Origin of the sequence: Curtobacterium sp. KBS0715, from assembly GCF_005938005.2 — a bacterium.
GTDB lineage: Bacteria > Actinomycetota > Actinomycetes > Actinomycetales > Microbacteriaceae > Curtobacterium > Curtobacterium flaccumfaciens.
Map to the genome: position 1 here is coordinate 12,970 of NZ_VCCA02000002.1, position 26,647 is coordinate 39,616.

Genomic DNA, 26,647 nt, shown 5'->3' on the forward strand with positions numbered 1-26,647 from the left:
CGATGACCTGGTACCGAGGTCCGTGCACCAAGATGGTGGGGTGACGGACGGACGGCTGACGAAGCGGGTGCGGGCACGCCGCTACCTCTCCGCCTGGATCGGGTTCTCCGCCGGCGGGCGGTTCAGCCAGGCGCTCGCGACGGTCATCGTGCTGTTCGCGTTCGGGCAGCCCACCGTCGGGGCCGTGGTCGGTACCGCCGGCACGTGGGCGGTGCTCGTCACGCTGTTCGTGCTCGCCGGCCTGAGCCTGCTCGGGCAGCGGTACCGGATCGAGTGGCACGGAGTGCTGCCGCTGTCCCTGCTGGCGTTCCTCGGGTACTGCGCCTTGAGCGTGCTCTGGAGCGAGTACTCGTGGGTCGCGCTGCGGGGGCTCGTCGCCACCGTGTGCTTCATGGGTCTGGGGCTGTACCTGGCGCTCGGACGCGACCTCGTCCAGGTGATCCGAGCGTCGGGTGATGCGTTCCGGATCCTCCTCGTGACCGCCCTCGGCCTCGAGGTGCTGTCCGGCCTGGTGCTCGACGTGCCGTTCCCGGCGTTCGGCATCCGCGGTGACATCGCCTACGGCGGCCCGATCCAGGGCATCGGCGGTACCCGCAACTTCATGGGGTTCATCGCCGCCATGGCGCTCGTCACCTTCGTGGTCGAGTTCCTCACCCGCTCCGTCACCCTCTGGCGGGCCGTCGCCTCCACTGCCCTGGCCGTCATCGCGCTGATGCTCGTCCAGTCCCCCATCACCGGACTCGCGATGATCGCCCTGGCCGTCACGGCGCTGGCGCTCTGGTCACTCCGGCACGCCAGACCGGCGACGCGCCCGGTGGTGAACGGCGTCCTCGGCGCCACCGTCCTGCTGGCCCTCGTCGTCGCGGTCCTCGCCCGCGGTCGGCTGCTGGCCGAGATGGGTGCCGCTGGCGGCACCGCCACGCGCATCGACCTGTGGTCGCAGATCCGCGTGCTCACCGAGCGCTACCCGATCCAGGGCTGGGGATGGGTCGGCACCTGGCCGCGCGAAGCCGTGGTGCCGTACGTGACCCTGATCGACCCGGCGGGGATGCGGTTCCACTCAGGGCTCAACGCCTTCGTCGACGCCTGGCTGCAGATCGGACTCGCCGGCACGATCATCCTGGCCGTGACGGCGCTCCTGGCGTTCGCGCGGGCCTGGGTGACCGCGACGACGTTCCCCGGCGTGGCGTACGTGTGGCCGGCCGCGGTACTGGTGCTGCTGGCCGTCACGAGCACCGCGGAGAGCTACCTGCTGCACGGCGCGGGCCTGATGGTCTTCGTGACGGTGCTCGTGATCGCTGCCCGGCGGCGCTCGTGGCGCCGCCACCTGCCGCGCCCCTGAACCGCAGCCCCCGCGCCGCAGCACCTTCCCGCAGCACCCCCGCAGGCACGACGGCTCCGGACGTGTGCGACGACCCGGTCGGCGCTGCCACCGACCCGGGGTCCGTGCGGGCGATCACCCGGGCGCGGGCGCCACGGACGCGGCGCCCGCCCTGGTCACCGGCTCGTCAGGCGCCGCTTGATCTTGCCCGCGACACTGCGCGGGCCCTCGGTGCGGAAGTAGTGCACCGCACGGCCGACGTCGTAGCGGACGCCCGAGAGCTTCTTGCGCTCCGGCACCCGCACGCGCATCTGGTGGGCTTCGGCCACGGCCACCGTGTCCCGCACCGACTTGTCGGCGGCGCGGACGGGGTTCCGGCAGAACTCGACGAGCGGCGCGAGGACGTTCTCCCACGTGAACTGCTCGCGGATGCGGTCGACGTTCCCGATGAACTCGGCGCGCGCCTTCTTGTCGAACAGTGCCGTCTCGAGTGCGTCGGCGAGGCTGTCGATGTCCTGCTCGTGCACGGCGATGCCGAGCTTCTCCGCGGCGACGAGGTCGCCGAACGAGTCACCGGCGGTCGTCACGATGGGCAGACGGGCCCACAGGTAGTCGAGGATCCGGGTCCGGAACGAGAACGTCGTCTCGAGGTGCTCGTAGTGCGTCGAGACGCCGGCGTCGGCTTCGAGCAGGTAGGCACCGCGTTCCTCGTACGGGATCCACGCGTCGTTGAAGAAGACGTTCTTGCCGGTCAGCCCCAGGGCGTCTGCCTCGGCGCGGACCTTCGCGACGATGTCCATCTCGGGCACGTCGGGGTTCGGGTGCTGCACGCCCATGAAGAAGAGCTTGACGTTCGGCTTCCGCTCGGCGAGCTGACCGATCGCCCGCACGAGCGTGATCGGGTCGAACCAGTCGTAGATGCCGCCGCCCCAGACGACGAGCTTGTCGTTCTTGCCGATGCCCTGCACGACGCCCTTGACCCGCGGCTGGTCGTGCACCGGCGGCGTCGAGGACAGGCCGAACGGCACGACGCCGATGAGCGACCGGAGGTCGGGGTCGCGGGAGTACGTGCGAGCGTTCACGCGACCGGAGCCGGCGAGCTGCCCGAGCCAGAACATGCGCTGCCGCTCGGACGCGCAGATGAAGTAGTCACCGAGTTCGAGCTGGTGGTTGAGCGTGTCCGAGGCGTCGAGGATCTGCCGGTTCCACTGGTCGACGTCGTCGCTGCGGCCCTGCTCGAGCTGCTCGAGGTGCAGCGGGTCGTACACGTCGACCACCAGGATCTTGCGGGTCGACTCGAGGACGGGGAACAGGCGCAGCGCGTGGCCCTGGACGATGATCACGTCGGCCCAGGCCTCGTGCTCGACCATCTGGCGCGGGTGTCGGTGCGGGACCGTGACGACGTCGTACGACGGGTCGATCTGCGTCGAGCGGGTGAGGCTGATCACGCGCACGTCGTGTTCGTCGGCGAGCTGCTTCGCCATCTGGGTGGCGCGGATCGCGGGGCCGGCCATCTTCTCGCCGATGGAGTCACCGGTGACGATGAGGATCCGGCGCCGTGCACCGACCTCGAGCACCCCGAGCGAGTGCACGATCTTGTCGTAGCCGGCCAGGTAGTTCTCGATCGGGTAGGCCGGCTCGTCGCGGTTGCCGAACAGGCGCAGGAGTTCGCGGTCGGTGCGGACGCGCGTCGCCTGGATCGCGCGGCGCGACTCGGTCATCGACGGCAGCTGCTCGACGAACTGGTCGACACCGTAGATCCCCGCCATGCTGGTCTTCGCCACCGGGATGGTCGGGACGCTGTCGTCACCGGGGTTCCGCAGGTCGAGCGACGTGGAGTCGAGCTCGCCGCGGCCCACGGCACGGCGGACCGCGAGCGCCAGCGACCCGGGCAGGGCCGCGGCCAGCTGCTCGTCGCCGAGGTTCTTGTAGAGCGTGAAGAGGGCGTTGCGTTCGAGCAGGTAGGTCTCACGGAAGTCGCCGAACTTGTTCATCGACGCGTGGTGCTTGTGGAACGCCACCGACTTCGGCTGGTACCGGAAGCGCCAGCCGAGCAGGTTGAGGCGCCACCCGAGATCGACGTCCTCGTAGAACATGAAGTAGCGGTCGTCGAAGCCACCGAGCTGCTCGAAGAGCTCGGCGCGGATGAACATCGCGGCGCCGGTGCCGAACAGGACGTCGGTCTCGCTCTCCCACCGCCCGGTGTCCGGCGACCCGGCGAACGGCTTGTAGCCCATGCCGTACCAGGTCATCGCGGCCTCGGTGAAGTCGACGTTGACGCCTTCCCAGTCGAGGACCTTCGACGCCACGGCGCCGATGTCGGCGCCGGACGCGAACGTGGCCATCGCCTCACGCACCCAGCCGGCGTCCGGGCGGGCGTCGTTGTTGAGGAACGCCACGATCTCGCCCGACGAGTGCTCGACGCCGAGGTTGCACCCGCCGGTGAAGCCGAGGTTCGCGCCGGAGTCGACGAAGGTGAAGTCGAGGTCCGAGGCCTTCAGCCGCCCGACGTGCTCGGCACCGGAGCCGTTGTCGACGACGATGACCTCGAGCCGGTCCTGCGGCCAGTCCTGCTTGCGGAGCTCGGCGATGCTCGTCAGGGTGTCGTCGGTGCCCTTGTAGTTCACGAGGACGACGGAAACGACTCCTGGCTTGCGCTCTGTCACGACGAGTTCCTCCAGCTGCTGCCGCGCCTGCGGCACGGTTCGGTGATGCGGGCGCCGGGGATGCCCGGCGACCGACAACACCCTACAAGGCGCAGCACGGCGCTCGGCGGAGGTCGGGTGTGCTTCGTGCACAATGGCACCGTGATGCACCCCGCGATCCCGTCCTCCCCCGTCTCGTCCCCCCTCGCAGCCGAGTACGAGGCGATCGCCCGCGGCGACCACGCTACGGGGACCAGGGGCACGATCCGCTTCGCGGTGTCGACCGACGACACGACCGAGGGCAAGGGCGACCTGTTCGTCGCCCTCGGGCTGGCCCGGGCGCTCCGCGCGGAGGGCTGGGGCGTGGACGTCTGGCCGATCCGGCGCTGGGCCGAGGACGTCCCCGAGGACACGACGGTGCTCGTCAGCATGATCGAGTCGTTCGTCCCCGGTCTCGTCCCGGCGAGGACCGCCACCGTCGCGTGGGTGCGGAACTGGACGGCCAAGTGGGCGTCGGTGCCGTACCTGGCCGAGTTCGACGCGGTGTGGGCGTCGTCGACGATCGCCCGCGACGAACTGTCGCGCGTGGTGGACGTGCCGGTCGAGGTGGTGCCGATCGGTGTCGACCTCGACCTGTTCACCCCCGACGCGGACGGGACGACGACGACGCCGCGGACGGGCCGCACCGTCACGACCGTCAACTTCTGGGGAGCGCGCCGCGGCGTGCAGGACGTGCTGCAGCGGGTCTCCCCCGCCGAGCCGATCGTCTGGTTCGCCGCGAACGCCGTGCACATCGACCCCGCCCCCGGCGTCGAGCTCCGCTCGGCGGTGTCGTACTTCGCCCTGCCCGCGGTGTACCGCGCCGCCGCGTTCGTGGTCGACGACGTCATCGAGCCCGCCGCGGCGTTCGGCACGCTCAACTCGCGCCTCTACGAGTCGCTGGCGTGCGGGGCACTGCCGGTCACCTCCTGCGCGCTCGGCCTCGACGAACTCGGACTGGCCGACGTCCCCGTCTTCACCGACGCCCCCTCCCTCGAACGTGCGATCACGATGCCGGCCGCCGAACGGGACGCCCTGGTCGCGCGGCTCCGCTCCGTCGTGGTGGAACGGCACTCCTACGCGGCGCGCGCTGCGCAGGTCGCCCCGTCGCTCGACGCGGCGATCTCGCACGCCGCGGCGAAGACCGGCGCCGGCCCGCTGCTCCGCTGGACCGCGCAGCAGCGCGAGCTGCTCCGGGCGACCGAGCAGGAGCGCGATGTGCACCGCGCGGGGGTCGAGGACATCAACCGGCGGCTCATCGTGTCCGAGGAAGCGGTCGCCGTCCTCGACCACGCACGCAAGGAGGCCGAAGCGGCGCAGCACGCCGCCGAGGCCGAACGCGACGCGATCGCGACCCGGTACGACGCGCTGACGCACTCGGCCGAGTTCCGTGCCCTCGACCGCCTCGGCGGCGTCGCCCGCGCGCTCCGCCGACGCGCCTGACGGCGACGAAACGGCTTCCAGCCCAGGAGCGGCTCCGAGACCGGCCGCGCGCCCGGGACGGCGACGCAGACGGACGGGAGGCGCGCTGCCAGCTGGCAGCGCGCCTCCCGTCCGTCTGGTGGACCCGCTACGAGACGGTGACCGTCTTCGAGCCGAAGTCCTTGTAGACGCCACCGGGGAGCTCCTGGTACCAGACGCGCACGGTGTGCTTGCCCGGCTTCACACCGGTGAGCGTGACCGCGACTCCGACGTCGGACCCCCAGCCCGGGTGGACCTTCTCGACGTCGGCGCGGACCGCGTTCGCACTGCCCGCTGCCGCGCCGACGCCGTCGACGTGGATCTTGTACTTGACCGGGTCGAACGTGTCCGGGTCGATCGCCCAGCCCTTCACCGCGACCGTGCCCTTGCCGCCGGTCGCCGCGTCGTAGGCGCCGTACACGGCTCCGGTCTTCCCCGTCGGTGCGGGGACGGCGTCCTGGACCGTCACCCGCTGCGTGCCGAAGCTGACGTAGTTGCCGCCGGGCAGGTCCTGGTACCAGACCGTGACCGTGTGGCTGCCCGCGCTGACGCCCTGCAGCGTCACCGCGAGACCGACGTCGTTCCCCCAGCCGGGCTTCGCGGCACCGATGTCCGTGCGGACCGCGTTCGCGCTGCCCGCCGCGGCGCCGACGCCGTCGAGGTGGATCTTGTACTTGACCGGGTCGTACCGGTCCGGGTCGATCGCCCAGCCGGTGAGCGCGACGGTGTTCGGTCCGGCGGTCGCCTTCTCGAACGCGCCGGTGACGGCACCGGTCTTGCCGGTGGTGCCGGTCGACGGCGGGGCCGCCACCGTCACGGTCTTCGAGCCGGCGCTGACGTAGTTGCCGCTCGGCAGGTCCTGCCACCAGACGGTGACGGTGTGCCGACCGGGCTCGACGTCGGTCAGGGTCGCCGTCAGACCGTGCGCGGAGCCCCACTTCGGGTACGACTGCGCCACGTCGCTCCGGGCGGCGCTCGCACTGCCGGCCGCCGCGCCGACACCGTCGACGTGGATCTTGTACTTGACCGGCGCGAACGTGTCCGGGTCGACCGCCCAGCCCTTGAGCGCGACCGAGCGGACCCCGGCGGTCGCTGACTCGAAGGCACCCTTCACCGCACCGGAGGTCCCGGTCGCCGCGGTGACGGTCGTCGTCTTCGAGGCGACCTTGACCCACGTCGCGCCGGGCTTGTCCTGGGTCCAGAGCGAGACCGTCCGGGAGCCGGCGGCGACGCCCTGGATCGTCTTCGAGAACCCGACCGTGGAGCTCGTGCCCGGGTACTTCGCAGCGATGTCGGTGCGCACGACGTCGGCGGTCGCGGCGATCGCGCCGACGCTGTCCACCTGCACCTTGTAGGCGGTGGCGGCGGACGAGTCGCGGTCGAGCGCCCAGCCGCTGACGGCGATGGTGCCGGTCCCGCCGGTGACGGTCTCCAGACTGCCGACCGGGGCCGAGGCCGGCACCGTCACGTCCCCGCAGTTGAGCAGCGTGTTCGCACCCGCGCCGACGTTGATGCCGAACACGCAGACGTTGTGCTTGCCGGGTGTGATGCCCGAGAGCGTCGTCTGGAAGCCGTGCGCCGTGTTGTTCGCACCGAGCAGCGAGGCCAGGTCGGTGCGGACGGTGTCGGCGCGGACCGACGCCTTGCCGACGCCGTCGACGTAGAACTGCGCCTTGATCGACTCGGTCGAGTCCGGGTCGGCCGTCCAGCCGCGCACCGTGATGGTGCCGCCGGCCGCGCCGCTCTGGGAGTCGACGCTGCCGATCGGCGACGAGCCGCCCGTGGGCGATCCGAACCAGTCGGTGTACATCCGCCAGAAGTTGCGGTTGCCGTAGGCCGAGCAGGAGTCACCGGTGCCGTAGAGGTTCGACATCGCAGCGCTGTTCGGGGTGTACGGCGTGTAGATGTACAGGGCCGCGGTCGCCTGGTTCTTGATGTTGACCGTCTTGCGGCCGCAGGCGGCGTTCGGGTTGTACAGGATCGCGTTGTTGCGGCCCGCCTGGTACGCCCACGACGTCGGGGTCGCCTGGTAGCGCTTGAACTGCAACGCGGCGGCGTACACCTGCTGGCCGAAGCCGTAGTACGCGGGGTCGCACGGAGCGGTGTCCGGGCAGGCGAAGCCCGTTGCGTGCAGGTACATGTAGCTCGTCGGCGAGCTCGTCGCGACGATGCCCTGCTCCTTCTGCAGCAGCACGAGCAGCACCTTCTGGCTGATCCCGCACGCGGCACCGACCTGCGCGATGATCGTCGCGGCCGACTTGCTGCCGCCGGGGATCGCCGAGCACCGGTTCGCGACGGCACCGATGGCGCTCATGTTCTGCGTGAAGTTCTTCAGGCAGGCCGGGCCACCGGACCGCGGCGTGCAGTTCGGGGCGACGCTGTTCAGGAACGACTGCACGGCCGACCCGCTCATCGCGCCGCCGTTGTAGAAGTTGGCGTCGCTGATGATGTTGCCAGGGTCGAAGTTCGCCGCGACGGCGGCCGACGCGGACTCCGTCGTCGTCTGCTCCGACACGATCGTGCCGATGGTCAGGCCGCTCACCGCGATCGCGAGCGCGGCCACCATGCCGAGCACCGAACGCAGGGGACGGCGTCGACCGCCGTCGGTCAGGATGGAACGCATCACGGCACCTCCGCCGTCATCGGGTCGGACGTGGTCGAGGCCGACCCGACCGAGTACTCGAGGGTGATCGACCAGGTCCCGGCGGAGAGCTGGCTCGCGGGGAACGACACCTGCGCGCAGTTCACCGACGACGCGCTCGCCTCGGCCGTGCTCGTCTGGGTGCGGGCGACGCCGCCCTTGCTGGCCCGGAACGTGCACTTGCCGGACGTGTCGGTCGTGCCCGACACGAGTCCGCCCGCCTGCAGGGTCTTGGTACCGGCGTCCCACCCGGAGAACGTCACGAGTGCCGTGGCCGGGAAGTCCGAGGGGTCGGTGTCGGGTTCGGGGGTCTGCCCGCTGCCGGGGAACGCCGAGGGCACGTCGTCGTCGGACGGGTCAGCGCTCGCGGGAGCGGACGAGGACGACGACGGGGACGACGGACCCGACGCGCTGGGCGAGGGGCTGACGGTCCGCGACGGGCTCGACGAGGGGGTGGGGTCGTCCCCGGCGGAACAACCCGCCGTGAAGAGACTGAGAGCACCGACCACCGCGAGCGCAGCGATCGACCGTGGAGCAAGCTGCATGCTTTCGGGCCGTCCTGTGGTTGTTGACAAGGGTCCGGGTTGCGTCAACGGTAACCCGAAAGTGAAGGTTGAGGGTTGCTGCTGCGCACTTTCACCCCCGCACGGGGGTGGACGACGGGTGTCGTCCGGCTCACGGTGCGCGCCGACGATCTCAGCGGTCCAGTGAGTATGCTGTTCCGGTCCTGCCCCCACCGAACGAAGAGACGTATGGTCGACCAAGCCCGCATGACGGCGCTCGCGAACGAGCCCCTCGTCGTGATCGGCGCTCCGACGAGCGCCTTCAAAGGCACCTGGAGAGAACTGCGCGACGTCTTCCGTCAGCGCGAGATGCTCGGGATGCTCATCCGCCGCGACCTGAAGGCGCGGTACAAGGACTCGGCACTCGGGTTCGTGTGGACGCTGGTGCGTCCGCTGACCCAGCTGATGATCTACTACTTCGTGATGGGCAAGATCCTCGGCTCGTCACGGGCGATCGACAACTTCGCGATCTACGTGTTCACGGGCCTGACCGCCTACACGCTGTTCAGCGAGATCGTCGCCGGCTCCACCGGGTCGATCGTCGGCAACAGCGGTCTGATCAAGAAGGTCTACGTGCCGCGCGAGGTCTTCCCCCTCGCGAGCGTGGGCGCCGCCCTGGTCAACTTCCTGATCCAGTTCGCGATCCTCATCGCCGCGACCGTGGTGCTCGGGGTCTTCCCCTGGCACGAGGGGTTGATCTACCTCATCCCGTCGCTCCTGGTGATCCTGGTCTACGGCGCGGCGATCGGCCTCGTGCTGTCGGCGCTCAACGTCTACCTGCGCGACGTGCAGTTCGTCATCGACGTCGGGCTCATGGTGCTCCTCTGGGCGTCACCGATCGTCTACTCGTACTCGATGGTCGTCGCCGAGCTGAAGGTGCAGTGGCTGTTGGCGATCTACACGAACAACCCGCTCACCCTGTCGGTGCTGGGTCTGCAGAACGCGATCTGGATCCACCCGACCCCCGTCGACTACCCACCGCACCTGATGATGCGGCTCGGGATCGCGCTCGTGATCGGGCTCTTCTGCCTGCTCGGGGCGCAGCGGGTCTTCTCCCGTCTGCAGGGCAACTTCGCGCAGGAGCTCTAGACCATGGCCATCAGCACCCCCGTCGCCCCGTCGACCTCCGGCGCCGTCGCCGAGCGCCCCGACGTCATCGTCATCGACCACGTCCGCAAGCGGTTCGTCGTCCGCAAGGACAACACCATCCGCGAGCGGATCGTCACCCTGGGCCGCGCCGGCCGGAAGCACCGGCAGGACTTCTGGGCGCTCGACGACGTCACCGTCTCGATCCAGGCCGGCACCACCGTCGGGCTGATCGGCCAGAACGGATCCGGCAAGTCGACCCTGCTCAAGGCGATCGGCGGCATCATCCAGCCGACGTCCGGCACGGTCGCGCGCCGCGGACGCCTGGCGGCCCTGCTCGAGCTCGGCGCCGGGTTCCACCCGGACCTGTCCGGCCGCGAGAACGTCTTCCTCAACGCGAGCCTGCTCGGCTTGACGCGCAAGGAGACCGAGGAACGCTTCGACGACATCCTCGCGTTCTCCGGGATCGGCGACTTCATCGACACCCAGGTGAAGTTCTACTCATCCGGCATGTACGTGCGGCTCGCCTTCGCGGTCGCCGTGCACACCGACCCCGACGTCCTGCTGGTCGACGAGGTGCTGGCCGTCGGTGACGAGGCGTTCCAGCGCAAGTGCCTCGACCGCATCCGCTCGTTCCAGGAGCAGGGCAAGACGATCATCATCGTCACGCACTCCCTCAGCCAGGTGCAGGAGATGTGCGACCGGGTCGTGCTCCTGAACAAGGGCAAGGTGCTGCACGACGGCGACCCGATCGGTGCGGTCAGCCTGTTCCGCGACGTCCTCGAGGAGCGCCGTGCCGGTGAGCTCAGCGCCGACGTGGCGGTCGGTCGCGGCACCGTCATCGGGGCCTCGGTGCACGCCGACGGCAAGGGTCAGCGCGACGGCGTCACGCCGGGCGACGACCTGCTGGTCGACATGGAGTTCGAGCACCTGGACGGCGTCGAGGACTGGGAGGCCGCGGTCCAGATCAACAACACGGCCGGACAGGTGGTGTACGGCACCACCACCGGCATCATGGGCATCCACCTCGACCCGCTGCACGGCCGCAAGAAGCTCCGCCTCCGGATCGCGGACACGAACTTCGGCACCGGCAAGTACTTCATCAACGTGTCGATGATGGACTCGGCCGGCCGGCACCTGCACGACCTGCCCGAGTGCGACTCGTTCGAGGTCCCCTCGTTCGGCGACGCGGTCGGCAGCGTGTACGCGAAGCCCTCCATCGAGGAGCTCGGCTGACGCCGGTCGACGACGCATCCCGCACCGCGGTCGTCGTCGTCAACTGGAACCGTGCTGACCTGACCACCACTGCTGTCCGCGCCGTGCTCGCCGAGGGTGCGGCCGACCAGGTGGTCGTCGTCGACAACGGGTCGTCGGACGACTCCGTCGCCGTGCTCCGCCGTGACCTGCCCGACGTCACCGTCATCGCGCGGGAGCACAACGGCGGGTTCGCGGCCGGCGCCAACACCGGCATCCGGCACGCGGACGCCGACGTCGTCGTCCTGCTCAACAACGACGCGGTCCCCGCGCCCGGCTTCGTCGCGGCGCTCCGCGACCACCTGGCGCAGGCGGGGCCGGAGGTCGCGGCGGTGACGGGCCGCATCGTGCTCGCCGGACGCTGGACGGGCCTCCCGAGCGGCGTGACGCCCGCACCCGACCAGCGCGTCCTGCAGGGCCACGACGGCCGTCCCTGGACGCCGTCGGCCGACGGCGAAGTCCGCCTCAACTCGACCGGCGTGCGCGTCGACCGCGACGGGAACGGCATGGACCGCGACTGGTTCGCGCCCGTCGACCGGGCCGCGGACGTCGACGTCTTCGGGTTCTCCGGCGGCGCGTCAGCCCTGCGGCGGAGCGCCCTCGACGACGTCGGCCTGCTCGACGAGTCGCTCTTCATGTACTACGAGGACACCGAGCTCGCCTGGCGGCTCCGCCGACGCGGCTGGCGTGTGGAACACGCTGCCGCCGCCGTCGTGGAGCACGACCACTCGGCGTCGTCCGGCGTGCAGAGCGACCTGTTCCTCTTCCGCAACGCGCGGAATCGGATGGTCGTCGCGCTCTGGCACGCACCGTGGGCCACCGTCCTGCGCGCGAGCGCCCGGACCCTCTTCCGCGGCCTGCGTGGGCTGCTCTCCGCATCCACCCGTCGGGAGGCCCGGCTCGTCCTGGCAGCGTTCGCGGACGTCGTCGGGGCGCTCCCGTCGCACCTCGCGCGGCGGCTCCGTGAGTCACGGCGCGCGTCCGTCCCTCGTCGCAGCGTGGACCCGGGCGCATGAGCGCGGAGGGCTATCCTGGTCACTCCCCCGCCGACGGACCCGACCGTGGCGCCCCCGTTCGGAAGGACCCACGCGTGCCGCAGCTCACCGTCCTCGTCGACGGGACCGCGGTACCGCGCGAACTCGGCGGTGTGGGCCGGTACGTCGAGGGGGTCGTGTCACACCTGACCGACCCGGAGCTCGACGTCCACCTGGTCGTCCGGCCCGTGCACGCCGAGCACTTCCGCGCCGTGGCGCCGCACGCCACCGTGCACACCGCGCCGGCGTGGACCGACTCCGTGCCGCTGCGGTTCCTGTGGGAGCAGACCGGCCTGCCGGCACTCGGCCGCAGGCTCGGCGCGCAGGTGCTGCACTCCCCGCACTACACGTTCCCGTTCGGCTGGCGCGGCGGCTCCGTCGTCACCCTGCACGACGCCACGTTCTTCTCGAACCCCGAGTGGCACTCGCGGCTGAAGCGCACGTTCTTCACCTGGTGGAGCCGGCGATCGCTGCGCACCCGCCCGGTCGTCGTCGTGCCGAGTGCGGCCACCGCGACCGAGGCCGCACGGGTCGTCAACGGGATCCGCGCCGACGTCCGGGTCGCACCGCTCGGCGTCGACCGTGCCGTGTTCCACGAGCCGTCGATCGCCGAGGTCGAGGACGCCCGGATCGCGGCGACCCTGCCCGAGGGTGCACCCTGGATCGCCTTCCTCGGCACGATCGAGCCCCGCAAGAACGTCACGGCGTTGTTGGATGCCTACGCCACCGTGCGGGCGTCGCGTGCGGCCGCCGGTTCGGAGACCCCGTGGCTGGTGCTCTCCGGGGCACGCGGGTGGGACGAGTCCGCGATCGCACGGCTCGACGCCCTGCAGCCCGACGACCACGTGATCGAGGCCGGCTACCTGCCCCTCGAGGACCTCTCCGGTTACCTCGGCGGTGCGGAGTTCGTCGTCTACCCGTCGCTCGGCGAGGGCTTCGGCCTGCCGGTGGTCGAGGCGATGGCCTCAGGCGCCTGCGTCCTGACCACCCGGCGGTTGTCGCTGCCCGAGGTCGGCGGCGACGCAGCGGTGTACACCGAGCCGTCCGCACCCGCACTGGCCGAGGCGATGGCCGCGCTGCTCGACGATCCCGCACTCGTGGGGTCGCACCGGGCGGCCGCGCTGGCGCGTGCCGACGTCTTCACCTGGCAGGCCACCGCGGCCGTGCACGTCGACGCGTACTCCGCCGTCGCCGGGGGTGCACGGTGATCCGGGTCGCGGTGCTCACGGTCACCTACAACACCGGCGAGACCATCCGGCCGTTCCTGGCGAGCGTCGCCGCTGCGTCGTCCGAACCGGTCGCCGTCGTGATCGCGGACAACGGCTCGACCGACATCGACGCGCTGCGGGCGATCGGCGAGTCCTACGGTGCCGTCGTGGTGTCCTCCGGGGGCAACCGCGGCTACGGCGGGGGCATCGACGCCGCGCTGAGCGCCCTCGACGATGTCCTGCCCGACGTCCGTCCCGAGTTCCTGCTCGTCACGAACCCCGACGTCGTCCTCGCACCGGGATCGATCGACGAACTCGTGCGCGCCGCCGACCGGCTGCCGACCGGCGGCTCGTTCGGGCCGCGGATCCTGGACGAGCAGGGCGAGACGTACCCGTCCGCACGCCAGCTGCCGTCGCTCCGGACCGGACTCGGCCACGCTGCGTTCTCGCGGTTCTGGCCGGCCAACCCGTGGAGCCAGCGGTACTGGTCCACGACGCAGGTCATCGAGCGTGAGGCCGGCTGGCTGTCCGGCGCGTGCTTCCTCATCCGCACCGACCTGTTCCGGCAGCTCGACGGGTTCGACGAGTCGTACTTCATGTACTTCGAGGACGTCGACCTGGGCCAGCGCGTGGGTCGCTCCGGGCGCGCGAACGTGTACGTGCCGACCGCCGTGGTCACCCACACCGGGGCGCACTCGACGTCGTCGAACCGTCGCCGGATGGAGATCGAGCACCACCGCAGCGCGTACCGGTTCCTCTCGCGGAAGTACCGGGCGTGGTGGCTCTGGCCGCTCCGTGCCGTCCTGCACGCGGGTCTGTCCGTCCGCGCCCGCTGGGTGACACGGAGGTGATCCCCGCGGTGTCGCCGAGGTGACCGCCGGACGCCCGTAAGATGAACGGGCCGTGAACGGAAGGACACCATGGCCCCGCACCGCGTGCGCTCCAGCAGCACACTGACCTACCGCTTCTACGGCATCCTCGACGTCGTCCTCCACTCGGAACACGCCGGCTGGCGTCGGTACTTCGACAACGAGTACGCCCGCATCTCGGACGACGGTACGACGACGACGGCATCGCTCCGCGTCGACGTGCACGTCACCAAGCGGCCGCCGAAGCCGGAGCCCGGCGACATCGTGCGCACCGATCGCTTCAAGGGCCTGTTCCGGTACTCCTACATCGTCCGGGGCATCGACACCGACCACGTCTCGATCTGGTTCCGCCACCACCCGGTCGACCGCGTCTACATGAACGCCATCGGTGTGTACCTGCAGGCGCAGGTGCTCGAGCCGATCGTCTACGCCAAGCTCCTCGAGGAAGACGTCCTGCTCCTGCACGCCGGCGGGGTCGCGTCGACCGAGAAGGGCTTCCTGCTGCCCGCGTACGGCGGCACCGGCAAGACGACGCTCTCGATGTCCCTGATGGCGGCGGGCTACAAGCTGCTCGGCGACGACCTGCTGTTCGTCGAGCTCGCCACCGGCCGCGTGCACCCGTACGCGCGCCCCCTGCATGTCTTCACGTACAACATCCGCAACCTGGTGAACGCGCGGATCCCCACGAAGTACCAGGTCGCCGTGTACACCAAGAACGTCCTGCGATGGGTGCTCGAGCGCGTGCTGCGCCGCGAGTTCCTCATCTCGACACGGATCCACGCGGACGAGCTCTACTCGGGTGACGTGTTCGCGCACGCCGTCCCGTACACGGCCATCGGGTTCCTCCGGAAGACCGGACCCGCCGTCGAGCAGGTACGGATCACCACGGAGAACGTCGACGACCTCGCCGACGCGATCGCTGCGTCCGAGGACCTGAACGACAGCATGCTCGCGATCCTCGGGGACGACGCCGGCCGTGCCGCGGCGTTCCTGGCGCTCGAGCACGACGTCATCGTCCGTCTGCTCGTGCAGTTCGACCGCCTGCTCTACGTGAACACCCGCGCGATGGACCTCGCACACCCCGACCAGCTGGTCGCCGAGCTCGAGCGCGGGTCGTTGGCGAAGGCGTGAGCCGCGCCTGATCCGGAGCGCCGTCGGACGATCAGACCGCGCCCCGGAGCCTCCGGGAACCGACCCGTGCGGCGTCGAGCAGCACGCGTGCCCGGGCGTCGAACGAGTGCTCGGCTGCGATGCCGGCGGCGATGCGGGCTCGCTCGGCGGCCGACGGCCACCCACGGTCCGGGGCGAGCAGGGCGGCCAGGTCGCCGCGGTCCCGCGCGACCGCGAGCGTCGGCACGTCGAGGACGTCGGCGATCCCCTCCACCGGATCGGTGACCACGACCCCGCCCGCGGCGAGGACGTCGAACACGCGGTTGGACACGAACCCGCCGGCCGCCATGTCGTCCCAGTGGTCGTTCAGGACCACCTTCGCCGAGGCGTACGCGGTCGCCACCTCGGAGCGCGTCAGTGAGGGTTCCCCGAGTGAACCGGCCGGCACCAGAGCGTCCCACCCGGGGCCGTGCACGCGGAGGTCCGCACCGATCGCGACGGCGTCCGCCACGAGGGGCCGGACCACACCGCGGGTCGACCCGACGAACACGACGCGGCCGGCGTCCGGACCGTGCGCCGGGACCGGTCGGAACACGGCTGGGTCGGTCGCCTGCAGCAACGGGGTGACCGGCAGCCCCGCGCGCGCGGAGGCCGCCGCCGCCCACGCGGGGCCGGCCGCGAAGACACGGTCGAACGACCGGAGCTCGGTGTCCGACACGTCGTCGGGGTGGCTGATCACCCAGAGCAGGTTGACCGACGCGGGGTTCGGCGGCACGCGGTCGAGACCACGGATCACCAGGGTCACGTCGTCGGCCGCGTCGTCGTCCCGCACGTGCGCGTCACGTCGGTCGATCCGGACGCGCTGTCCCAGCCGTTCGAGCGCGCCCGCCAGCTCGGCCGCGAAGTACACGTCGCCCCAGCCATCGCCCCCGGGTCCGGCCGGCGCGGCGATCTTCAGCGACCAGAGGAGAGACTCGGTGCCACCGGTCGACTGCGTGGCCGGCGACACGGGGCGTGCCCCCCACGGCGGCAGCGGTGGGCCCGCCACGACGCTCCCTGCCTCGGGCGCGCGGTCGCGCCAGGTGCTGAACGCGTCGACGGTCGCGGCGTCGACCGTGCGACCCGGTTCCACGGAGCGGCTCGCCGCCGTGACCACGCGCACCGGCCCGCCGTGCACGTCCGCGACCGCGCGGGTCCAGGCGGTCAGCGTCATGCGTTCGTCCGGGAGGCACGGCGCCGGAACCAGGGCTGCCCCCGGTACCGAGAGCACCGGCTGGTCGAGCGCGAACACGGTGCCCACGTCGGGCACGGCGTCGGCGTCGACCTCGGCCTCGGCCTCGGCGCCGGTCCGGTCGTCCGACCACGGCAGCGCGCCCGGGCGGAGGAGCCGAGCGCCGGACCGGACGGTGCCGTCCGGCAGCCGGACCCGTGCGCCGGCGGCGGACCCCGCGTCCGCGAGCGCCCGGAGCGCGACGGCCCCGATGGTCACGGACGTGTCGACGAGCACGAGGGTGCGGCCGACCCCGGCGGCGACCCCGGCGTTGACCGCCGACCCGATCCCGTCGAGCGGGTCCGTGCCCAGCCACGGCAGTCCCGGGCCGAAGGGATCACGCGGCGAGGCGTCGGCGACGTAGCTCACCGCACGGACGTCGACAGCGGGGCCGAAGGCCTCGCGGACGACCGCGACGAGTCGCCCGACCTCGCCGTGCCGGTCCGAGCGCGTCGTGACGAGGACCGTGACGTCGTCGTCGAGCTGCGGCAGAGGCTCGTGGAGACCGGTCACCCGGACGACGGGAGCCGTCGTCGCGGGAATGGGAGGAGCCTCCTGGTCGGGGCGGACGGTCGCCGTCGTCCCGCGACGACGGCGACCGAACCAACCAGGACCGGCGGTCACGTGCGGGTCAGGAGCCGAGCAGGCGCTGGAGGTAGACGCCGTAGCCGCCCTTGACGAGCGGCGCGGCCAGCTCGGCGAGCTGCGCGTCGTCGATCCACCCGTTGCGCCAGGCGATCTCCTCGATGCAGCCGATCTTGAACCCCTGGCGGTCCTCGATGACCTTGACGTACTCGGACGCCTGCATCATCGACTCGAACGTGCCGGTGTCGAGCCACGCCGTCCCGCGGTCGAGGACCTGGACGCCGAGCTCGCCGGCCTCGAGGTAACGCTCGTTGACCGTGGAGATCTCGAGCTCACCGCGGGCGCTCGGCTCGATCGTCTTGGCGATCTCGATGACCTTGTTGTCGTAGAAGTACAGACCGGGGACCGCGTAGTTCGACTTCGGCTCGGCCGGCTTCTCCTCGATGGAGACGGCGGTGAAGTCGTCGTCGAACTCCACGACGCCGTACGCCTTCGGGTCGGCCACGTGGTACGCGAAGATCGTCGCACCGTCGACCTCGGTGTTCTTCCGCAGGTTCGTGCCGAGGCCGGTGCCGTGGAAGATGTTGTCGCCGAGGACCAGCGCCACGCTGTCGTCGCCGATGAAGTCCTCGCCGATGACGAAGGCCTGCGCGAGTCCGTCCGGGCTCGGCTGCACCGCGTACTGGATGTCCATGCCGAGTGCCGAGCCGTCGCCGAGCAGGGCCTTGAACTGCTCGTTGTACTCCGGCGTCGTGATGACCAGCACCTCGCGGATGCCCGACATCATCAGCGTCGACAGGGGGTAGTAGACCATCGGCTTGTCGTAGATCGGCATCAGCTGCTTGCTGATGCCCTTGGTGATCGGCCAGAGACGGGTGCCGGAACCCCCGGCGAGGATGATGCCCTTCACGGTGCTCCCCTTTACTTCTTCGTGCGGAGGGACTCGGTGTAGGCCACCGCTTCCTCGTAGGTCGGCAGGAGGCCCGCGGCGGCGGCTTCCTCCAGCGTCGGTGCGGTGGTGTCCTTCTCGGACAGCACGGGCTCGCCGATGCCGTCCGGCAGCGTCAGCCCGACGGTCGGGTCGAGGATGGTGATCCCCTTCTCGCGCTCCGGGTCGTAGTGCGCGCTGACCAGGTAGTTCACGGTCGACCGGTCCTCGAGCGCGACGATCGCGTGGCCGAGGCCCTCGGACAGGTACACGGCCTTGCGGTCGACGTCGTCGATGCGGACCGAGTCCCACTGCCCGAAGGTCGGCGAGCCCACGCGGATGTCGACGATGTAGTCGATGAAGGCGCCGCGGACGGCGGTCACGTACTTCGCCTGGCTCGGGGCGACGAGGGCGTAGTGGATCCCCCGGGCGACGCCGGCCGACGAGATCGACATGTTCACCTGGCGGAGGTCCAGCGGGTGGCCGACCGTCTCTTCGAGGACGTCGGCGCGGTACGCCTCGAGGAAGGCTCCTCGTGCGTCGCCGTGCTGGACGGGCGTGAACTCCCACGCGCCGGGGATCTTGAGTTCGCGGATCTGCACTGCTGCACCCTACCAAGCCGTCCGGACCGTCACCGGCGGCAGGCCGGACCTGCACCGATCCCCGTGGTCGCATAGGCTGTCCTGGCCTCGCGCACCTGCCGGAACCCAGAAACGAGACACTGCGTACCCGTGAAGCTCTTCATCCAGATCCCCTGCCTCAACGAGGAGAACACCCTCGCGAGCGTCCTCGACTCCATCCCACGGCAGATCGACGGCATCGACGAGATCGAGGTCCTCGTCATCAACGACGGCAGCACGGACCGCACCGTCGAGGTGGCGAAGGAGCACGGAGTGCGGCACTTCGTGCACCACACCACGAACATGGGCCTCGCCCGGTCGTTCCGTGACGGGGTGGACTACGCGTTGCTCCACGGCGCCGACATCGTCGTGAACACCGACGGCGACAACCAGTACCCGCAGGCGCAGATCGCCGAGCTCGTGCAGCCGATCCTCCGCCAGGAAGCCGAGATCGTCATCGGCGACCGCCAGACGCGCACGATCGAACACTTCTCCGGGTTCAAGAAGCTGATGCAGCGCTTCGGCTCCTGGGTGGCGTCGCGCGCAGCCGGACTCGACCTGCCCGACGCGGCGAGCGGCTTCCGTGCGTACTCGAAGTACTCGCTCATCCGTCTGAACATCGTGACGCGCTTCAGCTACTGCATGGAGACCATCGTGCAGGCCGGCTACAAGCGCCTGGCGATCGCCTCGATCCCGATCACGACGAACCCGAAGACCCGCGAGTCGCGGTTGTTCAGCAACATCTGGCAGCACATGTTCCAGTCCGGGTCGGCCATCGCCCGCGTGTACCTGATGTACCGCCCGATGGCGCTGTTCGCCTGGGTCGCCGCGATCCTCGGGGCGCTCGGCGCGTGGCCGCTCGTCCGCTACCTGGTGCTCCTGGCCATGCACACGGGCGGGAACCACCTGCAGTCGATCATCCTCGGCGTGGTCCTGCTCATCACCGCCCTGTTGGCGGTCGTCATCGGCGTCGTCGCCGACCTGACGCGGCTGAACCGCACCCTGGCCGAGGAACAGCTCGACCTGCAGAAGCTGCAGCGGTATGGCGACTGAGCGCGTGGTGGACCGCCTCGACCGAGGGACCCGCTTCGCGCTCTGGCTCCGCCGCCCCCAGGGATGGGTGGAGATCGTCGCCTGGGCCGCACTCGTGGCGTTCGTGGTGTTCACGATCGGCTCCGCGCTCATCGGCCACGGCACCTTCCTGAACACCGGTCTGCTGAACCGGTACACGCCGTGGGGTGAGTCCTTCGAGACGACCGCGGGTTCGACCAACATCCTGACGAGCGACACCCTGGACAGCGTGTTCCCGCAGACCACGCTGCTGGTGCGGAGCGCACACGAGGGCGTGTTCGCCGCGTGGAACCCGTTCGTCGCCGGTGGCGTCGAACTCGGCGGGGTGCCGAACTCCGGCGCGTGGTCACCGCTGTCGCTGCCGTGGTGGATCCTGCCGTTCAGCTACGCGCCGGGTGCGGTGAAGCTGCTCGAGATCGTCGCCGTCACCGTCGGCATGTCACTCCTGCTGCGCCGCTGGGGCATCCCGCGCGCCGCCTGGCCGATCGCCTCGCTGGTCTTCGCCTCGTCGGGCTTCATGGTGGCCTGGTCGAACTGGCCGCAGACCCGCGTCGCAGCCTTCATCCCCCTGCTCTTCTGGGCCATCGACCGTGCCGCCGTCGAGCTCCGTGCGCGTGACGTCATCAGCGTCGGAGCCGTCGTCGCCTCGATGCTGCTCGGCGGCTTCCCCGCCGTGGTCGGTTACGGCCTGTTCGTCGGCGGGATCTTCTTCCTCGCCCGCACGATCGTCGCGCACCGTGCACTGCGGGGCGTGGTCCTCAGCGGACTGATCGCCGTGGGGGGCATCGTCTTCGGCCTGCTGCTCTCCGCGTGGCAACTCGTGCCCTTCGCGATCAGCGCCTCGAACGTCGTCGACTTCGGCGGTCGCGGACAGCACGGCGGCAGCGGACTCGGGTCGCGCCCGATGGTCACCTCGTGGATCCCCGACGTCTCGTTCCTCGGCAGCTCCGGTGCCGCGTGGAGCAACCGCAACCCGGTCGAGGAGTACTCCTACATCGGGATCGCCGCGGTCGTGCTCATCGCCGCCGCGGTGCTCATCCGTCCGGCCACGAACCGGCTGTCGGCCGACCGCGGCGTGCTCGAGCGCCGTCGCACCCGTGGCGTCCTGACGATCGTCGCCGCGATGCTGGCCTTCAGCGTCGTCCTGGTGTTCCTCGGCGGCCCGATCCTCGCCGCGGCCCGGGAACTGCCCGTCTTCGACAGCAACCCGATCGGTCGTGCCCGGGTGGTCGTCGGGTTCTTCGCGGCGGCGCTCGCCGGCATCGGTTTCGGCCGGGTCGTCGAGCCGGAGAACCTGCGTGACGAACTCGCCCGCTTCCGTGCCGCGAGCCCGCTCCGCCGGACCGGGCGGATTGCCGCGATCGTCCTCGTCGTGCTCTTCACGCTGTCCATCGGGCTGCAGACGATGCTCGCGCTCGAGGCGGTCCCGACCGAGTACGTCCACCAGACCAAGGTCGAGGCCCTGACGGTCGGCATCATCGGCGCCGCCGTGGGTGTGGCCGTCCTGCTCGCCTGGTTCCTCCGGTCGCGCGTGGTCCACGTCCTCGTGGCCGTGGCGATCGCCGCGATGGTCGTCGTCCCCGCGATCTCGGCCACGCAGAAGTGGTGGCCGATCGCGTCGCTGTCGACGTTCTACCCGACGACGCCGGCGATCGAGTACCTGCAGCAGCACGTGTCCGACCAGGAGCGCTACGCGACCACGGGCAGTGCCACGCTGCCCGGCTCCGCGACGTACTACGGGGTCCGCTCGGTCACGGGGCACGCGTTCCAGACCCGGGAGTGGAAGCAGCTCATGCGGTCGCTCGACCCCGACACGTACCCGACCGCCACGTACCTGAGCTTCTCGCCCAACCTGATCCCGTCACTCGTCGAGTCGACGATCCTCGACCGCGTCGCGACGAAGTACCTCGTCGCCGACCCCTCGGCACCGCTCGCCGGGACGGCCGAGGACGGCGCCGCACAGACGAAGTGGTCCGACCTCACGGCGGACAACCCGTCGGTCGACTCGGCCTCGAACACCGGCCCGCTCAACGGCATCACGATCACCGGTCCCCCGGCCCTGACGACGTCGGACGGCGGCATGACCCTGACCGTCGCGGTGATCGCCGACGGCACCGGCAAGACGCTCGCGAAGACCGAGAGCTGGGTGCCGGCGCTCGGCGGCGGACGCAACATCGCCCTGCCCGGCTCGGACATCCCCGCCGACACGTCGTGGCACGTCCGCATCACGATCACGGGGCAGTCGAAGCTCGTGCCGATCGGCACCGACGACGACGGCCACGCGGTGATGAGCATCACCCGACCGGTCTCCGGCGACGGCGTGTCCGTGGTGCACACGGGTGACGCCACGGTCTACGAGCGTGACTCGGCGCTCGACCGGGTGCGCTGGGCGTCCGACCAGCAGGTCGTGACGACGGCCGCCGAGCGGATCAGCACGCTCGCGGACCCGTCGCTGCCCGACGACACGGTCGTCCTGAACCGCACGCCCGACCACACGGCCGCCGGCGGCGACGCCACCGTGGACCTGCGGGACGGCGACACGAACGAGACCGTGGCGGACGTCGACGCGTCCGCGGGTGGCTGGCTCGTCGTGGCCGACTCGGTGCTGCGCCCCGGCTGGAGCGCCACGGTGGACGGCGAGCCCAGCGACCTGGTCACGGCGGACAACGCCGGTGGCGCGGTGTGGGTGCCGAAGGGCGAGCACACCGTCCGCCTGCACTACTCGGTCCCGGGCGCAGCGCCCGGTGGCCTGGTCACCGGCGGAGCGGTCCTGGTGGCCCTCGCGGCCTCGGTGCTCGTGTCCGTGACCGTCCGCCGACGGCGCCGCGCGGCAGATGCCGGCGACGACCCGCGGACCGGTCCCGACGGCCACGAGACGGACGAACCCGGCGACCGCCCGGCCGACACCCTAGAATCAGCAGTCGATCCAACGCCAACGGCAACGCAAAGGAACCAGACCACGTGAAGATCCTCGTCACCGGCGGAGCCGGATTCATCGGCTCGAACTTCGTCCGTCGCACCCTGCAGGACGCCTACCCCGGCCTGGAGGGCGCCGAGGTCGTCGTCTACGACGCCCTGACCTACTCCGGCAACGAGGCGAACCTCGCCCCGGTGGCGGACTCCCCGCGCTACACGTTCGTGCACGGCGACATCCGCGACGCCGCGAAGCTCGACGAGGTCGTCCCGACGGTCGACGCGATCGTGCACTTCGCCGCCGAGTCCCACGTCGACCGCTCGGTCCGTGACTCCGGCATCTTCGTCGAGACCAACGTCGTGGGCACCCAGCGCCTGCTCGACGCCGCCCTCCGCCACGGCACCGAGCGCTTCGTGCACGTCTCCACCGACGAGGTCTACGGCTCCATCAGCGAGGGCTCGTGGGACGAGGAGCGCCCGCTCGAGCCGAACTCGCCGTACTCGGCGTCGAAGGCCGGCAGCGACCTGCTCGCGCGCAGCTACCACCGCACGCACGGGCTGAACCTGTCGATCACGCGCTGCTCGAACAACTACGGGCCGTACCACTTCCCCGAGAAGGTCATCCCGCTGTTCGTCACCAACCTGATCGACGACCAGCACGTCCCGCTGTACGGCGAGGGCAACAACATCCGCGACTGGCTGCACGTCGACGACCACACCCGCGGCATCGCGATGGTCCTGACCCGCGGCCGCGCCGGCGAGATCTACAACATCGGTGGCGGCACCGAGCTGACCAACAAGGAGCTCACGCAGCTGCTGCTCGACGCGACCGGCAAGGACTGGTCGTACGTCGACCGCGTCGCCGACCGCCTCGGCCACGACCTGCGCTACTCGGTCGACATCTCGAAGATCCAGGCGGAGCTCGGCTACGAGCCGCTCGTGCCGTTCGAGCAGGGCCTGGCCGACGTCGTGCAGTGGTACCGCGACAACCGCGCCTGGTGGGAGCCGCTCAAGCAGCGTGCGGCCCTGAGCTGAACCGGCACACCGTGACCAGGTACCTCATCACCGGCGCCGCCGGCATGCTCGGCCAGGACCTCCAGGCCGCTCTCGCCGGCCGCGACGTCACCGCGCTGTCGCGGGCGGACCTCGACATCACCGACCCGGCAGCGGTGGACGCCGCCGTCGCCGGGCACGACGTCGTGATCAACTCGGCCGCCTACACGAAGGTCGACGACGCGGAAGACCACGAGGACGACGCGTACGCCGTCAACGCGACGGGGCCGAAGCTCCTCGCCGAGGCTGCGGTCCGCCACGGCGCGAAGCTCGTCACCGTGTCGACGGACTACGTCTTCGACGGCAACGGCACCGCGCCCTACGCCGAGGACGCCCCGACCGACCCGATCAACGCCTACGGCCGCACGAAGGCCGCCGGCGAGGCGTTCGTCCGTGCGATCGCCCCGGACTCCTCGTACGTCGTCCGCACCGCGTGGATCTACGGCGCGCACGGGCCGAACTTCGCCGCGACGATGCTCCGGCTCGCCGGGTCGCACGACACCGTCAGCGTCGTCACCGACCAGGTCGGCCAGCCGACCTGGACGGGGGACCTCGCCGCCCGGATCGTCGAGCTCGTCGACGGGGACGCCCCCGCGGGCACCTACCACGGCACGAACGCCGGCCAGGGTTCCTGGTTCGACTTCACGCAGGCCATCTACCGCGAACTCGGGCTCGACCCGGAGCGTGTGCTGCCCACGGACAGCGCCGCGTTCGTCCGACCGGCTCCGCGTCCGGCCTACAGCGTGCTCGGGCACGACGGCTGGTCGCGCGCCGGACTCGCGCCGATGCGCGACTGGCGCGACGCGTTGCACGCTGCCGTCGCGGCGGGTGCGTTGACCGCGTAGACACGGCTCTCGACCCGGAGGCGCGGGTCGGGTCCGCGACGTCGCAGACCCGACCCGCGCCTCCTGTCCGACCACCGACCGCGCCCAGGAGGCGCCGGGACCACCCTGGTAGTGTCGGGCAGCCGAGCGCGGGGCCGGCCCTCGGCCCCCTGACCACGGGTCCACGAACCACGACGAGGAGCACAGCACCATGACCACCCTCCACGTCATCGTCGACCAGATCGTCGCGCCCGTACCGGGCGGCATCGGGCGCTACGCCGAGGAGCTCACGCGCCACCTCGTCGAGCACGCGCCGAGCGGCTGCGAGGTCGCTGGTGTGGTCTCGGCCGTCGGGTCCGACGAGATGGCGCACCTGCGGACACTCCTGCCCGGGCTGTCCGACCTGCAGCGACTGCCGCTGCCGCGTCGTGAGCTGTCGCTCGCCTGGCAGGGCGGTTTCGTGGGCGGGATCGCGAAGGGCATGGTGCACGCGCCGAGCGTGCTCGCACCACTGGTCAAGCACGACCGCTTCCAGGACCCGGGACGCCAGACCGTGGTGACCGTCCACGACGTGGTGCCCTGGACCAACCCCGAGACGCTGACGCCGCGCGGCGTCCACTTCCACAAGGCCATGGTGAAGCGGGCTTGGAAGCACGCCGACGCCGTCGTGGTGCCGACCCACGCCGTGGCGGGTGCGCTGAACGAGATCCACCGGTTCGACGACCGGCTCCGCGTCATCGGCGGCGCTCCGAGCGGACGCCTTCGACTCCCCGTCGACGCGGATCTGCGCGCCGAGCGCCTCGGCCTGCCCGACCGCTACGTCCTCGCGGTCGGCACGCTCGAGCCGCGCAAGGCCCTGGCGTCGCTGATCGAGGCGATGGCCCACCCGGATGCCCCGACCGACATCCCCCTCGTCATCTCCGGCCCCGACGGCTGGGGCGACGTGGACGTGTACGGCACCGCGGAACGCGCAGGCCTGTCACGCGACCGGGTGAAGGTCCTCGGCCGCATCGACGACGCTGACCTCGCGGTGGTCTACGACCGCGCGACGGTGTTCGTGTTCCCCAGCCTCGCCGAAGGGTTCGGCCTGCCCGTGATCGAGGCGATGAGCTTCGGCACCCCGGTGATCCACTCCGACGACCCCGCTGTCGCCGAGGTCGCGTCGGACGCCGGCGTCACCGTCGCCCGGTCACCGCGGGAGTCCTACCCCACGCGACTGGCGCAGGCGGTCTACCAGGTCGTGAACGACCCGCACCTGGCCAGCCAGCTGGCCGTGGCGGGGCCGGACCGCGCACGCATGTACGACTGGTCCGACTCCGCCGCGGAGACCTGGCAGCTGCACGCCGATCTCTGACCCTCGGTCCGCCTCAGGGCTTGTACGCGTACGTGCAGACCCAGTCGATGTACAGGTGGCCGGTGGCACCCCAGTTGCCCACCTGGAACATGTAGCGGTGCGGCGTCTTCGGCACGTGCGAGGTGACCTTCTTGATCACCTTGCCGTCGAGGCGGTAGCTGACGGACTTGCCGGGCACCCAGTCGATCGAGTACGTGTGCCACGAACGCCAGGAGACACCGGTGCTCATGCTCACCGCGTTCGCCTCCTGTCCCGGGGTCATCAGGTGGTGGTGCAGCATCGGCTGCTGATCGAAGTTCGCCTCGGGGTAGTCGATCTCGCCGTCGGACCACTTGTCCGACGACGGCCAGAGCATGACGGCCGCGCCGTTGCCGGCACCGCCCGTGGCCTTGGCCCGCATGATGAACTTCCCGCCCTTGTGCCCCCAGGCGCCGGTCGGCGTCCCGAACGTGCCGGCGGCACCGTGCTTGCCGTCGAGCTTGACGTCCAGGTACCCGTCGTGCGAGCTGATCTGGGAGCCCGAGTAGTACATGCCCCCGGTGCCGTCCGGGTACGGCTGCCACGACTGCGCGTAGGTCTTGGCGAAGGCCCCGCCAGCGGCGGCCGGGGTGCTGAACTGTTCGCGGTACGTCATCTTGAAGACGCCGTTGTCGGCAGTCGGGGCCGACGTGGCGGACGCGGCGGTCGCCGGGACGAGCGGTCCGGCGACGAGTGCTGATCCGAGGAGCACGACGGCGAGTGCGGCCCTCCTGGTGGCGCGTTTCTGCATGAGCTCGGTCACTCCCTGACGTGACTGTT

At 70.8% G+C, this 26,647-nt stretch carries 20 protein-coding genes; 13 read left to right on the plus strand and 7 right to left on the minus strand.

The features are described from left to right. Positions 1–40: 40 nt before the first annotated feature. A complete protein-coding gene (locus tag FFG40_RS16540) occupies positions 41–1,342 on the plus strand; it encodes an O-antigen ligase (protein WP_138803737.1) in 1,302 nt (433 codons plus the stop codon). Positions 1,343–1,497: 155 nt separating this feature from the next. Here the strand turns inward: FFG40_RS16540 and FFG40_RS16545 are convergent, their stop codons facing one another. Then, a complete protein-coding gene (locus FFG40_RS16545) occupies positions 1,498–4,209 on the minus strand; it encodes a glycosyltransferase (protein WP_395876645.1) in 2,712 nt (903 codons plus the stop codon). On the opposite strand from FFG40_RS16545, the gene FFG40_RS16550 reads away from it, so the two are divergent. After that, entirely contained in the window at positions 4,132–5,448 is a 1,317-nt protein-coding gene (locus FFG40_RS16550) for a glycosyltransferase (RefSeq protein WP_395876667.1), read from the plus strand. The two genes, FFG40_RS16545 and FFG40_RS16550, sit on opposite strands and share 78 nt — an antisense overlap. A 127-nt stretch (positions 5,449–5,575) precedes the next feature. Here the strand turns inward: FFG40_RS16550 and FFG40_RS16555 are convergent, their stop codons facing one another. Together FFG40_RS16555 and FFG40_RS16560 are read right to left on the minus strand one after the other, a co-directional pair. Then, a complete protein-coding gene (locus tag FFG40_RS16555; RefSeq protein WP_138803740.1) occupies positions 5,576–8,089 on the minus strand; it encodes a hypothetical protein in 2,514 nt (837 codons plus the stop codon). Further along, positions 8,089–8,652: a hypothetical protein gene (locus FFG40_RS16560; protein WP_138803741.1), complete on the minus strand. Its 564-nt coding sequence runs from the start codon at positions 8,650–8,652 to the stop codon at positions 8,089–8,091. The genes FFG40_RS16555 and FFG40_RS16560 overlap by 1 nt, the downstream gene beginning before the upstream one ends. A gap of 207 nt (positions 8,653–8,859) precedes the next feature. On the opposite strand from FFG40_RS16560, the gene FFG40_RS16565 reads away from it, so the two are divergent. The 6 genes from FFG40_RS16565 (at position 8,860) to FFG40_RS16590 (ending at position 15,252) form a co-directional block, all read left to right on the plus strand. Continuing rightward, positions 8,860–9,759 (plus strand): ABC transporter permease, encoded by a 900-nt coding sequence (locus FFG40_RS16565; protein ID WP_138803742.1) that lies wholly within the window; start codon positions 8,860–8,862, stop codon positions 9,757–9,759. A 3-nt stretch (positions 9,760–9,762) separates the two neighbouring features. Further along, positions 9,763–10,992, plus strand: coding sequence for an ABC transporter ATP-binding protein (locus tag FFG40_RS16570; protein ID WP_138803743.1), 1,230 nt, complete (start codon positions 9,763–9,765; stop codon positions 10,990–10,992). Further along, complete coding sequence (locus FFG40_RS16575) at positions 10,911–12,026, plus strand: glycosyltransferase family 2 protein (protein WP_221935193.1); 1,116 nt, start codon at positions 10,911–10,913, stop codon at positions 12,024–12,026. The genes FFG40_RS16570 and FFG40_RS16575 overlap by 82 nt, the downstream gene beginning before the upstream one ends. 74 nt (positions 12,027–12,100) lie before the next feature. After that, positions 12,101–13,252: a glycosyltransferase family 1 protein gene (locus FFG40_RS16580; protein WP_221935194.1), complete on the plus strand. Its 1,152-nt coding sequence runs from the start codon at positions 12,101–12,103 to the stop codon at positions 13,250–13,252. Then, positions 13,249–14,103 carry a glycosyltransferase family 2 protein gene (locus FFG40_RS16585; protein WP_138803745.1) on the plus strand — a complete coding sequence of 285 codons (855 nt, stop codon included), beginning with the start codon at positions 13,249–13,251 and terminating at the stop codon, positions 14,101–14,103. Before FFG40_RS16580 ends, FFG40_RS16585 begins: the two co-directional genes overlap by 4 nt. Positions 14,104–14,172: 69 nt before the next feature. Continuing rightward, positions 14,173–15,252, plus strand: coding sequence for a hypothetical protein (locus tag FFG40_RS16590; protein WP_138803746.1), 1,080 nt, complete (start codon positions 14,173–14,175; stop codon positions 15,250–15,252). A 31-nt stretch (positions 15,253–15,283) separates the two neighbouring features. On the opposite strand, the gene FFG40_RS16595 is transcribed toward FFG40_RS16590, so the two are convergent. From FFG40_RS16595 to FFG40_RS16605, 3 genes are all read right to left on the minus strand, one after another. After that, entirely contained in the window at positions 15,284–17,014 is a 1,731-nt protein-coding gene (locus FFG40_RS16595) for a glycosyltransferase (RefSeq protein WP_143882756.1), read from the minus strand. A gap of 118 nt (positions 17,015–17,132) precedes the next feature. Further along, positions 17,133–17,996: a glucose-1-phosphate thymidylyltransferase RfbA gene (gene rfbA / locus FFG40_RS16600; RefSeq protein ID WP_138803748.1), complete on the minus strand. Its 864-nt coding sequence runs from the start codon at positions 17,994–17,996 to the stop codon at positions 17,133–17,135. An 11-nt stretch (positions 17,997–18,007) separates the two neighbouring features. Next, positions 18,008–18,616, minus strand: coding sequence for a dTDP-4-dehydrorhamnose 3,5-epimerase family protein (locus FFG40_RS16605; RefSeq protein ID WP_138803749.1), 609 nt, complete (start codon positions 18,614–18,616; stop codon positions 18,008–18,010). Positions 18,617–18,745: 129 nt separating this feature from the next. On the opposite strand from FFG40_RS16605, the gene FFG40_RS16610 reads away from it, so the two are divergent. The 5 genes from FFG40_RS16610 (at position 18,746) to FFG40_RS16630 (ending at position 25,849) form a co-directional block, all read left to right on the plus strand. Continuing rightward, positions 18,746–19,687: a glycosyltransferase family 2 protein gene (locus FFG40_RS16610; RefSeq protein WP_138803750.1), complete on the plus strand. Its 942-nt coding sequence runs from the start codon at positions 18,746–18,748 to the stop codon at positions 19,685–19,687. Beyond that, on the plus strand, positions 19,677–22,670 hold the full coding sequence (locus FFG40_RS16615; RefSeq protein ID WP_138803751.1) for a hypothetical protein: 2,994 nt from the start codon (positions 19,677–19,679) through the stop codon (positions 22,668–22,670). Before FFG40_RS16610 ends, FFG40_RS16615 begins: the two co-directional genes overlap by 11 nt. Then, positions 22,667–23,653 (plus strand): dTDP-glucose 4,6-dehydratase, encoded by a 987-nt coding sequence (rfbB, locus tag FFG40_RS16620; RefSeq protein ID WP_138803752.1) that lies wholly within the window; start codon positions 22,667–22,669, stop codon positions 23,651–23,653. Before FFG40_RS16615 ends, rfbB begins: the two co-directional genes overlap by 4 nt. Before the next feature lie 11 nt (positions 23,654–23,664). Continuing rightward, positions 23,665–24,516, plus strand: a complete 852-nt coding sequence (rfbD, locus tag FFG40_RS16625; RefSeq protein ID WP_138803753.1) for a dTDP-4-dehydrorhamnose reductase — start codon at positions 23,665–23,667, stop codon at positions 24,514–24,516. A 190-nt stretch (positions 24,517–24,706) separates the two neighbouring features. Beyond that, a complete protein-coding gene (locus FFG40_RS16630) occupies positions 24,707–25,849 on the plus strand; it encodes a glycosyltransferase family 1 protein (RefSeq protein WP_138803754.1) in 1,143 nt (380 codons plus the stop codon). Positions 25,850–25,862: 13 nt separating this feature from the next. On the opposite strand, the gene FFG40_RS16635 is transcribed toward FFG40_RS16630, so the two are convergent. Then, on the minus strand, positions 25,863–26,630 hold the full coding sequence (locus FFG40_RS16635) for a glycoside hydrolase family 16 protein (RefSeq protein ID WP_138803755.1): 768 nt from the start codon (positions 26,628–26,630) through the stop codon (positions 25,863–25,865). Positions 26,631–26,647 lie beyond the last annotated feature (17 nt).